The organism is Pseudomonas sp. MPB23 (genome assembly GCF_046605395.1).
In the GTDB taxonomy this organism is placed as follows: domain Bacteria; phylum Pseudomonadota; class Gammaproteobacteria; order Pseudomonadales; family Pseudomonadaceae; genus Aquipseudomonas.
In genome coordinates this window covers 437596-451568 of record NZ_CP176771.1, presented here as the reverse complement: position 1 = coordinate 451568, position 13973 = coordinate 437596, and the positions used below count along the sequence as shown (strand labels likewise).

The following is a 13973-nucleotide window of genomic DNA, read 5'->3' as shown; positions in this document are numbered from 1 at the left end:
GAACGAACTCCTAATGTAGATGCGGCCCTATCCTTGGGAACGGCACCATTGTGCGGGATCGCTCGGGCGACCCTGCTGACGAATAGCGAAGTACAGCGCCGGGGTGTCCTGGCCGCCACTGTTACCCACAGTGGAGATGGATTCACCGGCTTTTACAACATCACCTGCCGACTTGAGCAAAGTCTGATTGTGGCCGTAAAGGCTCAAATAGCCATTACCGTGATCGAGAATCACCAACAAACCGGCGCCCCGCAGCCAATCGGCAAACACCACACGCCCCCCATGGACGGCGTGGACCTGGCTGCCGGCGGAGGCGCTGATCATCACTCCATCCCACTTGGCGCGGGTGTCATCGCCACGGGTTTCACCGAAGCGTGCCAGTAATCGACCATCAACCGGCCATGGAAGTTTGCCGCGGGCTGCAGCAAAAGGGCCGCCGAACGACTCGCCGGCGCTGGAAACCAGCGGGCCAGGGGCCGCATGCACCGGTTTGTGCGGTGCCGGCGCGTCGCTGGTGGCGGCCAGTTCGGCCTCACGCTGACGCTTTTTTTCCGCTTCCTGCTGGGCGATCAGCGCTTTCTGCCGCGCTTCTTCCGCCTCGCGTGCCTGGCGGGCCAGGGTTTCTTCGATGGTCTTGAGGACTTTGGCCAGGTCGGCCTGGTCTTGCTCGCGGGCCTGCAGCTTGGCGTCGCGGGCCTTTACGTCGTCATTGAGCTTGGCCAGGGCCGACTGGCGTTCCTTGCGGACTTTGTCCAGCTCGTCGCGCTGGGCATCGAGGCTGCTTTTCTGGTCTTGCAGTTGCGACTGCTGGTTGGCGATTTCCTGCTCGACATTGGCCAACTGGCGCAAGGTCTCGTTGAAGCCTTTCAATTGCTCCAGGCGGGCCTTGCTCAGATAGTCGTAGTAGGTCAGGGTGCGCGCGAATTTTTCCGGGTTCTGCTGGTTGAGCAGCAGCTTGAGGTACTCCTGGCGGCCACTCTGGTAGGCGGCGCGGGCCTGGATCGCGATCAGGCGTTGCTGTTCAACGCGTGCGCTCTGGAGTTTTTTTTTCTCAGCGTCGAGTCGCTCCAGTTCCGACTCGCTCTTCTTTAGTTCTTTCTGTAGCTCCTGGACCTGCTTCTCCAGCTTGCCCATTTCGGTTTCCGTACCGCGCAGGTCTTTCTGTACCCCGGATTTTTCTTCCTGGAGCTTGCCCAGCAGCTTTTTCAGCTCGGCAATGTCCTGACGCGTAGCGTCCAACTGTTGTTGGGTTTGTGCGCGCTCATCGGCGAATGCCGGTTGGAGCAGGCAGACAAGAGCAAGGGTAATCAAGGCGCGAAGCATAGAGGCGGGCGACACCAGGGAAATGGACGGCCTAGTATGCCCGCCAAGCGTCGCAAAAAAAACGCCCAATTCGGGCGGGAACGCAAGATAGGTGCCGAGCGGCGATGGTATGGCAAAAAGACATCTGCCAAACAACACAAAACCCAGGTGGAAGGGAGCAGGCCCCCTCCCACACTGTTTTGTGGTGTGCTTTAGATCAGACCAGAATTGAAGTGCCGGTCATCTCTTTCGGCTTCTCCAACCCCATCAACATCAGCATGGTCGGCGCCACATCGGCCAGCACGCCGCCACTGCGTACTTTGAAATCGCGCTTGCCGACGTAGATGAACGGCACCGGTTCGGTGGTGTGGGCGGTGTGGGCCTGGCCTGTGGATTCGTCGGACATTTGCTCGCAGTTGCCGTGGTCGGCGGTGATCAGCGCTTCGCCGCCGACTTTTTCCAGGGCCTCGACGATGCGACCGACGCACAGGTCCAGGCATTCCACGGCCTTGATCGCGGCGGCCAGGTTGCCGCTGTGGCCGACCATGTCGCCGTTGGCGTAGTTGACCACAATCACGTCATAGCGCTGGTGGTCGATGGCATCGACGATCTTGTCGGTGACTTGCGGCGCGCTCATTTCCGGCTGCAGGTCGTAGGTGGCGACTTTCGGCGATGGGATCAGGATGCGTTCTTCGCCCGGGAACGGTTCTTCGCGGCCGCCGGAGAAGAAGAAGGTCACGTGGGCATACTTTTCGGTTTCGGCGATGCGCAGTTGGGTCTTGCCGTTTTTCGCCAGGTAATCGCCCAGCACGTTGTCCAGGCTGCCCGGGGCGAACGCCGAGGGGGCCGGGATGTTGGCGGCGTATTGGGTGAGCATGACGAACTCGACTTTCGGCTGGCGCGCGCGTTCGAAGTCCTTGAAGCCGGCGTCCACAAACACGTGGCTCAGTTCGCGGGCACGGTCGGCGCGGAAGTTCATGAACACCACGGCGTCGCCGTCTTCGACTTTCACCGGTTCGCCGATGGTGGTGGCTTTGACGAACTCATCGCTCTCGCCACGGGCGTAGGCCGCTTCCAGGCCTTTCTGGGCGGTGGCGGCGTTGAATTCAGCCTGGCCGTCGACGATCAGGTTGTAGGCCTGGGCGACGCGGTCCCAGCGGTTGTCACGGTCCATGGCGAAGTAGCGGCCCACCAGGCTGGCGATGCGCCCCTTGCCCAGGGCGGCGAAGGTGGCGTCCAGCAACTCGATGGACGATTGCGCGCTTTTCGGCGGGGTGTCGCGGCCATCGAGGAAGGCGTGCAGGTAGATCTTGTCGGCGCCGCGCTTGAAGGCCAGTTCGGCCATGGCGACCAGGTGGTCCTGGTGGCTGTGGACGCCACCGTCCGACAGCAGGCCCATGATGTGCACCGCCTTGCCGGCGGCGACAGCTTTATCTACCGCTGCGCAGAGGGTCGGGTTCTCGAAGAACTCGCCATCGCGGATCGATTTGGTGACACGGGTGAAGTCTTGATAGACCACTCGTCCGGCGCCGAGATTCATGTGGCCGACTTCCGAGTTGCCCATCTGGCCGTCCGGCAGGCCCACGTCCATGCCCGAACCGGAGATCAGACCGTTGGGTTGGCTGGCTGTCAGACGGTCCAGTACGGGCTTGTTGGCCGAGTACACGGCGTTGTCGTGGTGGCTTTCACTGTGTCCGAAGCCATCGAGAATTATCAGGACCAGGGGTTTAGGCGTAGTAGTCATAGATCCTCTCGCGGCGGTAATAAGGAAGGCAATTGAAAAGGGAGTGGCAGTTTAAAGCGAAGTTCCGACGACGTCACCGCTTTACGGGGGTTGGCCCCCCCTGGCGGCTGTGTATACTTACCGCCATTTTAACGCCCTGGAACCTCCTTGATGGTTGATCACCTGATTGCATTTGCCACTGCCCACTACCTGCTTGTGGGTGCCTTCGTCATCCTGCTGGCGCTGCTGATCGCTCATGAGTTGAGCCGTGGTGGCCGCAGCCTGAGCACGTCGGAGCTGACCGCGCTGGTCAACAAGGATGAGGCCGTTGTCGTTGATATCCGTCCGAGCAAGGAATTTGCCGCCGGCCATATCGTCGGTGCCATCAACATTCCGCAGGACAAGCTGATCGCGCGTCTGGCCGAGCTGGAAAAACACAAGGCCAAGACCATCATCCTGGTCGACGCCCAAGGCCAGCATTCCGGCACCCACGCCCGCGAAATGCTCAAGACCGGCTTCACCGCCGCCAAGCTGTCGGGTGGTATCAGCAGCTGGCGCGCCGATAACCTGCCGCTGGTGAAGTGATATGAGCCAGGTTGTCGTATATTCCAGCGATTATTGCCCTTACTGCATGCGGGCCAAGGCCTTGCTGGAGAAGAAGGGGGTTGCTTTCGAAGAGATCAAGGTCGATGGCAAACCCCAGGTGCGTGCCGAAATGGCCCAGAAGGCGGGGCGCACCTCTGTGCCGCAGATCTGGATCGGCACCAAGCATGTTGGTGGATGCGATGACCTGTTCGCCCTGGAGCGCGCCGGTACACTCGATGCGCTGCTGCTCGTCTGACTCCCAACCCCTAAAAGACCCCAAGATCAAGGATCTGAGATGACTGACCAACAGAACACCGAAGCAGCAGAAGCTCAAGGCCCACAATTCTCGTTGCAGCGCATCTACGTGCGTGACCTGTCGTTCGAAGCGCCGAAAAGCCCGGCCATCTTCCGCCAGGAATGGACCCCAAGCGTCGCGCTGGACCTGAACACCCGTCAAAAGGCGCTGGAAGGCGACTTCCACGAAGTCGTGCTGACCCTGTCGGTTACCGTCAAGAACGGCGAAGAAGTGGCCTTCATCGCGGAAGTTCAGCAGGCTGGTATCTTCCTGATCCAGGGCCTGGACGAAGCGTCCATGAGCCACACCCTGGGCGCGTTCTGCCCGAACATCCTGTTCCCGTATGCCCGTGAAGCCCTGGACAACCTGGTTACCCGTGGCTCGTTCCCGGCGTTGATGCTGGCTCCGGTGAACTTCGATGCCCTGTACGCTCAAGAGCTGCAGCGCATGCAACAGGAAGGTTCGTCGACGGTTCAGTAATCTCGAGCCCGACGCAGGACCCCATGTGGGAGGGGGCTTGCTCCCGATGGCGGTGGTTCAGTCAAGTAGAGGTCGACTGACACACCGCCATCGGGAGCACGCCCCCTCCCACATTCGTTATGCGTGTTACTTGAAGCCGAGTTGGCGCCAGCCTTCGTAGACGGCGACCGCCACGGTGTTGGACAGGTTCAGGCTGCGGCAACCCTCGCGCATCGGTAGGCGCAGGCGATGGCCGTCGGGCAGGGCGTCGAGCACTTCGGCCGGCAGGCCGCGGCTTTCCGGGCCGAACAGGAAGGCGTCGCCTTCGGCGAAGCTGGCATCGTGGAACGGCCGCGAACCCTTGGTGGTGAACGCGAACAGCCGCGGGTGGCCCAGGCTTTCCAGGCAACTGGCCAGGTCGGCGTGGCACTGCAGGGTGGCATACTCGTGGTAGTCCAGCCCCGCGCGGCGCAGGCGCTTGTCGTCCATCTCGAAGCCCAGGGGCTCGATCAAATGCAGGTGGCAGCCACTGTTGGCGCACAGCCTGATAACGTTGCCGGTGTTCGGCGGAATTTCTGGTTGAAAAAGGATGACGTGAAACATGCACGGCTCCGAAGGCAAAGATGCGCTGCATTCTACCCCCGAAGAGGACCCGAGGCCGAAGCTAATGCCGAGGGTCATGGGCTCGTTGGCGATTGTCGGCCTGATGGTGGGCTTGATGATCGGCCGCCTGACCACGCCGGAGCCGGTCGAATTGCAGCAGGTAGAGACGATGCAGGATGGCGTGCGTGTCTGGTTCTCCCGCGAACCCAAGCTGCACGGCGAACACATCGACGGCACCGTGGCGCTGTTGTTCGACGCGCAAGGCAAGGCCGCCGGTGGGCAACTCAAGGTCAATGAGAAGGACGTGAACTGGCGCGTGCGCAAGACCGATGCGGGCTTGCTGTTGAACCTGGTAGCGGCTCGGCCGTTGCGTGGTGAGTGGAAGGGCGAGGAGGCCGATGGCCGCTGGCGGCTGGAGGTCCATCTCCAGGAGGAATAAAAGAGGGAATCCCCGGCCTGCCTGTACCAAGGTCCCCAAAACGGGCGGGGCTATGGGTGCTGTGCCCCATTAGCCCCGGTGTAAAGAAGGGAGTTCCCGGCCTGCCTGTACCAGGGCTCCCAAAACGGGGTGAAGCCAGTGGCTTCGGTGTTAAAGAGGGAATCCCCAGCCTGCCTGTACCAAGGTTCCCCAAAACGGTGTGGAGCGCGACGCGGTTCGCATCAAGCACCCCGGGTGTAAAGAGGGGATTCTCGGCCTGCCTGTACCAAGGTCCCCGAAACTGGGTTGTATCAGGGTTATTGCAGGGCGCGTGCCAGACTCGCCAATTTGTCTCGAAAAAATTCTCCAGAAAGCGCAAAGCCCCGGAATACGGGGCTTTGGTGTTTTCGGTTATCTGATTTCAGGCGGCGGGGCTGAGGTTCCAGGGGTTGGCGCCGTGCCCGATGCCGGTTCATGGTGCCTTGAAGCGGTGCATGGTTGCCAAACCTTGTGCAGATCCAAATGTGGGCCTGAGATTCAGGCGTCGTCGCCGTCGTCGTCATCCCCGCCGTCAACCTTCATCCCCAGCTCCTTGATCTTGCGAGTCAGGGTGTTGCGGCCCCAGCCCAGCAGCACGGCGGCATCGCGACGGCGACCGGCGGTGTGCTTGAGGGCGGTCTCGATCATGATCCGCTCGAAGGCCGGCACAGCGCTGTCCAACAGGTTCGACTGACCGCGTGCCAGGGCCTGGTCGGCCCATTGGCGCAGCGCCTGTTCCCAGTTGGTCACGGGGGCCGAGTCTTGCGGCAGGCTCAGCAACTCCGGCGGCAGGTCGCCGATATGCACTTCGCGCCCGGACGCCATCACCGTGATCCAGCGGCAGGTGTTCTCCAGTTGGCGCACGTTGCCGGGCCACGGCAGGTTCTTGAGGTATTCCTCGGTCTCGCTTTTCAGCAGCTTGGGTTCAACCGCCAGTTCCTGGGCGGCGCGGCTGAGGAAGTGACGGGCGAGGGTGGGGATGTCTTCGCGGCGGTCCGACATCCGTGGGATGTGGATGCGGATCACGTTGAGGCGGTGAAACAAGTCCTCACGGAATTTGCCTGCGTGCACCAGGGTTTCCAGGTTCTGGTGAGTCGCCGCGATGATACGCACGTCGACCTTGACCGGCGTATGCCCGCCCACACGGTAGAACTCGCCATCCGCCAGCACGCGCAGCAGGCGGGTCTGGGTGTCGGCCGGCATGTCGCCGATTTCGTCGAGGAACAGCGTGCCGCCGTCCGCCTGTTCAAAGCGCCCGCGCCGCAGGTTGGCCGCGCCGGTGAAGGCGCCTTTCTCGTGGCCGAACAGCTCCGACTCCATCAAATCCTTGGGGATCGCCGCCATGTTCAGCGCGATGAACGGCGAGGCCGCCCGCGGGCTGTGACGGTGCAGGGCATGGGCCACCAGTTCTTTACCGGTACCCGACTCGCCGTTGATCAGCACGGTGATGTTGGAGTGGCTCAAGCGCCCGATGGCGCGAAACACTTCCTGCATCGCCGGCGCTTCGCCGATGATTTCCGGGGTGCGGGTCAGGGCCGGCGGGGCTTCCTGGTTCTGTTGCTCCTGAGCGTGTTGGTTGGCGCGCTTGACCAGCGCCACCGCCTCGTCCACGTCGAACGGCTTGGGCAGGTATTCAAAGGCACCGCCCTGATAGGACGCCACCGCGCTGTCCAGGTCCGAGTGCGCGGTCATGATGATCACGGGCAGGCGCGGGTGCTGCTCGCGGATGCGGGCGAGCAAGTCCAGGCCGCTGGCGCCGGGCATGCGGATGTCGGAAATGATCACGTCGGGCTGCTGGCGCGCGAGGCGGCTCATCACCCCGTCAGCGCTGTCGAAGCTCTGGGTGGTCATGCCTTCCTGTTGCAAGGCTTTTTCAAGGACCCAGCGGATAGAACGGTCGTCATCGACGATCCACACAGTTTCACTACGGCTCATGTCGATGGGGCTCCTTGTTCCAGAGGCAGAAAGATCGAGAACGTGGTGTGGCCAGGATGGCTCTCACATTCGATCAGACCCTGGTGCTGGCTGATGATGTTCTGGGTAATGGCCAGGCCCAGCCCGGTACCGTCCGGGCGGCCGCTGACCATGGGAAAGAAAATGGTTTCCTGAAGTTCCGCAGGAATGCCCGGGCCGTTGTCGATGATCTCGACCTTGGTCACCAGGCGATGGCGCACATGGCCGATGGTGAACTGGCGCAGGGCGCGGGAGCGCAGGGTGATGCGGCCCAGGCGCAGCTCATTCTGGCTGCTGATGGCCTGCATGGCGTTGCGCACGATGTTGAGCACCGCCTGGATCATCTGTTCGCGGTCGATCAACACATCCGGGATGCTCGGGTCGTAGTCGCGCACCAAGGTGATGCAGCCCTGGCTTTCGGCCTCGACCAGTTGGCAAACACGCTCGAGTACCTCATGCACGTTGGTCATCGCCAGCGACGGCAGCTTGTTGGAGCCGAGCATGCGGTCCACCAGGTTACGCAGGCGGTCGGCCTCTTCGATGATGACGTTGGTGTAGTCCTTGAGGTGCTCGTCCGGCAGCTCGCGCGCCAGCAACTGCGCCGCACCGCGAATCCCGCCGAGGGGGTTCTTGATCTCGTGGGCCAGGCCGCGCACCAGCATCTTGCTGGTCTCCTGCTTGGACAACTGTGCTTCTTCCTTGGTGATGCGCAGCAGGCGGTCACGGGGGTGTACTTCGAGCAGCAGCAGCGTGGCGCCATTGCTCAGGATCGGGGTCACGGCGTAGTCGACCGTCAGGGTCTGGCCCGTCAGGGCCGTCAGCATCGCTTCGCGCTTGGTGAAGGGGTGTGCCTGCTCCACCGCCTGGCGCAACGAGCTCAAAGCTTCGGCCGACTCGGTGAACAGCTCGCTGATGAACTGCCCATGGCTGCGCTGGCCGCTGATGGCCAGGAGCATCTCCGCCGCCGGGTTCATGTACTCAAGGCGCAGGTCGGCATTGAGCAGGATGGTCGCGGTGGTCAGGTTGTCGAGTAACAAACGGTGCAGTGCATCGCTGATGGTCATCAGGACCTCTTTTGGAGCAAGGCGCGCGCTTGAGGCACACGCTGATACAAGGAAAATGCAAAAACCAAACCAAGGCTCCGAAAAGAAGCGTCGAAGCCCTGAAATAAGGGTTTTAGGCACAAAACTGTGGCGTTCTGCCAGCTTGCTCGGGAAGTTCCGAACCAAAATGGGCTGGGTAGATGAGTAAGGTGCAACACGTCGCACCAATATAGTGCCGATTTGAACAGTCTGTTCAGGAACGGTTGGACGCACGTTTTGCGCGGGCAAAAAAAAGACCTCCCGAGGGAGGTCTTTTCGTCACGCCACGTTACGCAGCGCTACCGGATCAGCAGCTGAAGTACAGCTCGTATTCCAGTGGGTGTACGAAGGTGCGAACCTTGATTTCTTCTTCGCTTTTCAGGCCGATGTAAGCGTCGATGAAGTCGTCGCTGAACACGCCGCCTTTGGTCAGGAACGCACGGCCCTTGTCCAGCTCTTCCAGGGCTTCTTTCAGGCTGCCGCACACTTGTGGGATCTCTTTGGCCTCTTCAGGCGGCAGGTCGTACAAGTTTTTGTCGGCGGCGTCGCCAGGGTGGATCTTGTTCTGGATACCGTCCAGGCCAGCCATGACCAGGGCAGCGAAGGCCAGGTATGGGTTGGCTGCCGGGTCCGGGAAGCGAGCTTCGATACGGCGAGCGCGAGGGCTGGACACGTAAGGAATACGGATCGAGGCGGAACGGTTACGGGCCGAGTAGGCCAGCATCACCGGTGCTTCGAAACCTGGTACCAGACGCTTGTAGGAGTTGGTCGACGGGTTGGTGAAGCCGTTCAGGGCCTTACCGTGCTTGATGATGCCGCCGATGAAGTACAGGGCGGTGTCGGACAGGCCGGCATAACCTTCGCCAGCGAAGGTGTTCTTGCCATCTTTGGCGATGGACAGGTGAACGTGCATACCCGAACCGTTATCGCCGTACAGAGGCTTAGGCATGAAGGTCGCGGTACGGCCGTAGGCAACGGCAGTGTTGTGTACGCAGTATTTCAGGGTCTGAACTTCGTCAGCCTTGGCAACCAGGGTGTTGAACTTCACACCGATTTCGTTCTGGCCGGCAGTGGCCACTTCGTGGTGGTGCACTTCGATGACCAGGCCCATGTCTTCCATGGCGTTGCACATGGAGGTACGGATTTCGTGGTCGTGGTCGAACGGTGGAACTGGGAAGTAACCGCCTTTGATGCCTGGACGGTGGCCATGGTTGCCGCCTTCCACGTCCTGGTCGGACATCCACGAACCTTGTTCGGAGTAGATCTTGAACATGGAGCCGGAGATATCGGATTTGAACTTCACTTCGTCGAAGATGAAGAATTCTGGCTCTGGACCGACGAATACGGTGTCGCCGATACCGGTGGACTTCAGGTATTCCTCGGCACGCTTGGCGATCGCACGTGGGTCGCGGTCGTAGCCTTGCATGGTCGAAGGCTCGATCACGTCGCACACCAGGATCAGGGTGGCTTCTTCGGTGAACGGGTCCAGCACGGCGGTGCTGTCGTCCGGCATCAGGATCATGTCGGAGGCTTCGATGCCTTTCCAGCCAGCAATGGAGGAGCCGTCGAACATTTTGCCTTCTTCGAAGAAAGCTTCATCCAGCGCGTCGCGAGCCGGCATGGTCACGTGGTGCTGAGTGCCTTTGGTGTCCGTGAAGCGCAGATCAATCCATTTGACGTCATGATCTTTGATGAGTTGAACCGACTTCGACATAGTGTCCTCCGGGTGGCTTCGGGCTGGGGTAGTGGAGTTAGCCCTTAGAATGTGGGTGATGCCGGCGCGGATAGTCCGCCATGGCAACCTGCCTCACAAGAGAGCAAATTGCATGCCAGTGCGCCAACATGGGTTTTTTGCTCCAAAACCGCCTCTATATAGGTGCGTGACGACAAAAGCGGAAAAATAGCGCACCGCAATGTGGCGCGCTGCTCTGTCTGCGCACTCATATGGTGCGCATGCAGCGCGATGCATATTAACTGGTTAAACCTTGAGCGATTTCCGCTATAATCCGCGCCCCCCTTTTTCGGCAGGCCCTGCGCGCGCTGTTTCCATGAAATTAATCGTTAAAGTGTTCCCCGAAATCACCATCAAAAGCCGACCGGTACGGATGCGTTTCATCCGTCAGTTGGCCAAGAACATCCGTGCCGTGCTCCGCGATCTGGACCCGGCTGTGGTGGTGAACGGCGTGTGGGACAACCTCGAGCTGGAAACCCGTGTCACCGACCCTAAAGCCTTGAAGGACATGACCGAACGCCTGAGCTGCATGCCGGGTATCGCGCATTTCCTGCAGGTGGACGAGTACCCGCTGGGCGACTTCGACGACATCACCGAAAAGTGCAAGCAGCACTTCGGCAGCGAGCTGGAAGGCAAGATTTTTTCGGTGCGTTGCAAACGTGCCGGCAAGCATCCCTTCAGCTCCATGGATGTCGAGAAATACGTCGGCAGCAAGCTGCGTCGCGAGTGCGGCGCCGCCGGAATTTCCCTGAAAGCGCCGCAAATTGAAGTGCGCATGGAAATTCGCGACCAACGGTTGTTTGTGATTCACAGCCAGCACAACAGCATCGGCGGCTACCCGCTGGGCGCCCTGGAACAGACCCTGGTGCTGATGTCCGGCGGTTTCGATTCCACGGTGGCGGCCTACCAGATCATGCGCCGCGGCCTGATGAGCCATTTCTGCTTCTTTAACCTGGGCGGGCGTGCACACGAATTGGGCGTGATGGAAGTCGCGCACTACATCTGGAAAAAATACGGCAGCTCCCAGCGTGTGCTATTTGTGAGCGTGCCGTTCGAGGAAGTCCTCGGCGAAATTCTCGGTAAAGTCGATAACAGTCATATGGGCGTAGTATTGAAGCGTATGATGTTGCGCGCTGCGTCCCGAATCGCCGATCAATTGCAGATCGACGCGTTGGTGACCGGTGAAGCGATCTCCCAGGTTTCCAGCCAGACGCTGCCGAACCTGTCGCTCATTGATTGCGTGACCGAGAAGCTGGTGCTGCGCCCGCTGATCGCCAGCCACAAGCAGGACATCATCGACCTGGCAGAACAGATCGGCACCGCCGACTTTGCCAAGCACATGCCTGAATATTGCGGGGTCATTTCGGTGAACCCCAAGACCCACGCCAAGCGCAACCGCGTGGAGTACGAAGAACAACAGTTTGATATGGCGATTCTGGAGCGTGCGCTCGAGAACGCCAAACTGGTCCCGATCGATCGTGTCATCGACGAACTGGATCAGGATCTGCAGATCGAAGAAGTCAGTGAAGCCCTGGCCGGTCAGATCATCATCGACATCCGTCACCCGGATGCCGCTGAGGACGAGCCGCTGGACATCGCTGGCATCGACGTACAAACGCTGCCGTTCTATGCATTGAACGCGCGTTTCAAGGAACTGGATAACAGCCGTCAGTACCTGCTGTATTGCGACAAAGGCGTGATGAGTCGCCTGCATGCCCACCATTTGCTCAGTGAGGGGCATGCCAATGTGCGCGTTTATCGACCGAGCTAAGAGCCCGGGGCTGTTTGCCTGTGGCCTGCGTCACCGGCCCCCCGACTCTGCCGTCAAGCTGTAACGGCAAGGCCTGACTCTACTGTTAATCGCTGCCACGACCTGTCAGCACACCGAATCCTCTGATCGAGATACACAAGTGATCGAAAATCTACGTAACATCGCCATCATTGCTCACGTTGACCATGGTAAAACCACCCTGGTAGACAAACTCTTGCGTCAATCCGGCACCCTGGAGCGCAACGAGCTCAACGACGAGCGCGTGATGGACTCCAACGACCAGGAAAAAGAGCGCGGTATTACCATCCTGGCTAAAAACACCGCTATCAACTGGAACGGCTACCACATCAACATCGTGGACACCCCGGGCCACGCCGACTTCGGCGGCGAAGTAGAACGCGTAATGTCGATGGTCGACTCCGTGCTGCTGCTGGTTGACGCTCAAGACGGCCCTATGCCGCAAACCCGTTTCGTGACCAAGAAGGCCTTCGAAGCCGGCCTGCGTCCGATCGTGTGCATCAACAAGGTTGACCGTCCTGGCGCGCGTCCGGACTGGGTTCTGGACCAGATCTTCGACCTGTTCGACAACCTGGGTGCTACCGAAGAGCAACTGGACTTCCAGGTCATCTACGCCTCGGCCCTGAACGGTATTGCCGGTCTGGATCACACCGCCATGGCGGAAGACATGACCCCGCTGTACCAGGCCATCGTTGACCACGTTCCACCACCGAAGGTTGACCGTGAAGGTCCGTTCCAGATGCAAATCTCGGCACTGGACTACAACAGCTTCCTGGGTGTTATCGGCGTTGGCCGTATCGCGCGTGGTAGCGTCAAGCCGAACACCCCGGTTGTCGCTATCGGCGCCGACGGCAAGAAGCGCAACGGTCGTATCCTGAAGCTGATGGGTCACCACGGCCTGCACCGTATCGACGTTGAAGAAGCTTTCGCCGGCGACATCGTGTGCGTCAGCGGTATGGACTCGCTGTTCATCTCCGACACCCTGTGCCAGCCGGACACTGTCGAGGCGATGAAGCCTCTGACCGTCGACGAGCCAACCGTTTCCATGACCTTCCAGGTAAACGACTCGCCTTTCTGTGGTAAAGAAGGCAAGTTCGTGACCTCCCGTAACATCAAGGAACGTCTGGACAAAGAGCTGCTCTACAACGTGGCACTGCGCGTTGAAGAAGGCGACTCGGCTGACAAGTTCAAGGTTTCCGGCCGTGGTGAGCTGCACCTCTCGGTACTGATCGAAACCATGCGTCGCGAAGGCTTCGAAATGGGCGTTGGTCGTCCAGAAGTGATCATCCGTACGGTTGACGGCGTGAAGCAGGAACCGTTCGAAAACGTGACCATCGACACCCCGGAAGAATCCCAGGGCAAGGTCATGGAAGAGATGGGCCTGCGTAAAGGCGACCTGACCAACATGGTGCCGGATGGCAAAGGCCGTGTGCGTCTGGAATACAACATCCCTGCTCGTGGTCTGATCGGTTTCCGTAACCAGTTCCTGACCCTGACCAACGGTGCTGGCATCCTGACCTCGATCTTCGATCGCTACGACACCATGAAGTCCGGCGACATGTCCGGCCGTCAGAACGGTGTTCTGGTTTCGGTTGAAACCGGCAAGGCACTGACCTACTCCCTGGAAACCCTGCAGGCGCGTGGCAAGCTGTTCGTTGAGCACGGTCAAGAGATCTACAACGGTCAGATCGTTGGTCTGAACAGCCGTGACAACGACATGGGCGTCAACCCAACCAAAGGCAAGAAGCTCGACAACATGCGTGCTTCGGGTAAAGACGAAACCATCGCTCTGGTTCCACCTGTTCGCTTCACCCTGGAACAGGCCCTGGAATTCATCCAGGACGACGAGCTGTGCGAAGTCACGCCTAAGTCGATCCGCCTGCGTAAGAAGATCCTGGACGAAGGCGAGCGTACCCGCGCTGCCAAGAAAGCCAAGAACTGAGTTAACTCAGGCTGAATGAAAAACGCCCCCGGTCGAAAGGCCGGGGGCGTT

Annotated in this window: 12 protein-coding genes; 6 read left to right on the top strand and 6 right to left on the bottom strand. The window is 60.2% G+C overall.

The window, feature by feature from the left end; translation table 11 throughout:
- Nucleotides 1-27 precede the first annotated feature (27 nt).
- Together ACLH0J_RS01915 and gpmI are read right to left on the bottom strand one after the other, a co-directional pair.
- Entirely contained in the window at nt 28-1323 is a 1296-nt protein-coding gene (locus tag ACLH0J_RS01915) for a murein hydrolase activator EnvC family protein (protein WP_411390659.1), read from the bottom strand.
- 196 nt (nt 1324-1519) lie between these two features.
- Nucleotides 1520-3046: a 2,3-bisphosphoglycerate-independent phosphoglycerate mutase gene (gene gpmI / locus ACLH0J_RS01910; RefSeq protein WP_411390658.1), complete on the bottom strand. Its 1527-nt coding sequence runs from the start codon at nt 3044-3046 to the stop codon at nt 1520-1522.
- 150 nt (nt 3047-3196) lie between these two features.
- Here gpmI and ACLH0J_RS01905 point away from each other — a divergent pair, with 150 nt between their 5' ends.
- The 3 genes from ACLH0J_RS01905 to secB are packed head-to-tail and all read left to right on the top strand — an operon-like array spanning nt 3197 to nt 4385.
- Entirely contained in the window at nt 3197-3610 is a 414-nt protein-coding gene (locus ACLH0J_RS01905; protein WP_010563138.1) for a rhodanese-like domain-containing protein, read from the top strand.
- 1 nt (nt 3611) lies between these two features.
- A complete protein-coding gene (grxC, locus tag ACLH0J_RS01900) occupies nt 3612-3866 on the top strand; it encodes a glutaredoxin 3 (protein ID WP_411390657.1) in 255 nt (84 codons plus the stop codon).
- A 39-nt stretch (nt 3867-3905) separates the two neighbouring features.
- Entirely contained in the window at nt 3906-4385 is a 480-nt protein-coding gene (secB, locus tag ACLH0J_RS01895; protein ID WP_411390656.1) for a protein-export chaperone SecB, read from the top strand.
- A 126-nt stretch (nt 4386-4511) separates the two neighbouring features.
- Here secB and ACLH0J_RS01890 read toward each other — a convergent pair whose 3' ends face one another.
- Complete coding sequence (locus tag ACLH0J_RS01890; protein ID WP_411390655.1) at nt 4512-4967, bottom strand: tRNA (cytidine(34)-2'-O)-methyltransferase; 456 nt, start codon at nt 4965-4967, stop codon at nt 4512-4514.
- Between ACLH0J_RS01890 and ACLH0J_RS01885 the strand changes: the two genes are divergently transcribed.
- Complete coding sequence (locus ACLH0J_RS01885; protein WP_411390654.1) at nt 4966-5406, top strand: hypothetical protein; 441 nt, start codon at nt 4966-4968, stop codon at nt 5404-5406. The two genes, ACLH0J_RS01890 and ACLH0J_RS01885, sit on opposite strands and share 2 nt — an antisense overlap.
- Before the next feature lie 516 nt (nt 5407-5922).
- Here ACLH0J_RS01885 and ntrC read toward each other — a convergent pair.
- The 3 genes from ntrC to glnA form a co-directional block, all read right to left on the bottom strand.
- Complete coding sequence (ntrC, locus tag ACLH0J_RS01880) at nt 5923-7359, bottom strand: nitrogen regulation protein NR(I) (protein WP_262051714.1); 1437 nt, start codon at nt 7357-7359, stop codon at nt 5923-5925.
- The gene (glnL, locus tag ACLH0J_RS01875; protein ID WP_411390653.1) at nt 7356-8441 is read right to left on the bottom strand and encodes a nitrogen regulation protein NR(II); all 1086 of its coding nucleotides are present in this window, start codon (nt 8439-8441) and stop codon (nt 7356-7358) included. The genes ntrC and glnL overlap by 4 nt, the downstream gene beginning before the upstream one ends.
- A gap of 325 nt (nt 8442-8766) precedes the next feature.
- On the bottom strand, nt 8767-10173 hold the full coding sequence (gene glnA / locus ACLH0J_RS01870; RefSeq protein ID WP_411390652.1) for a type I glutamate--ammonia ligase: 1407 nt from the start codon (nt 10171-10173) through the stop codon (nt 8767-8769).
- Nucleotides 10174-10507: 334 nt separating this feature from the next.
- On the opposite strand from glnA, the gene thiI reads away from it, so the two are divergent.
- Nucleotides 10508-11962, top strand: coding sequence for a tRNA uracil 4-sulfurtransferase ThiI (thiI, locus tag ACLH0J_RS01865; protein ID WP_411390651.1), 1455 nt, complete (start codon nt 10508-10510; stop codon nt 11960-11962).
- Nucleotides 11963-12101: 139 nt separating this feature from the next.
- Nucleotides 12102-13922: a translational GTPase TypA gene (gene typA / locus ACLH0J_RS01860; RefSeq protein WP_411390650.1), complete on the top strand. Its 1821-nt coding sequence runs from the start codon at nt 12102-12104 to the stop codon at nt 13920-13922.
- Nucleotides 13923-13973: the final 51 nt, after the last annotated feature.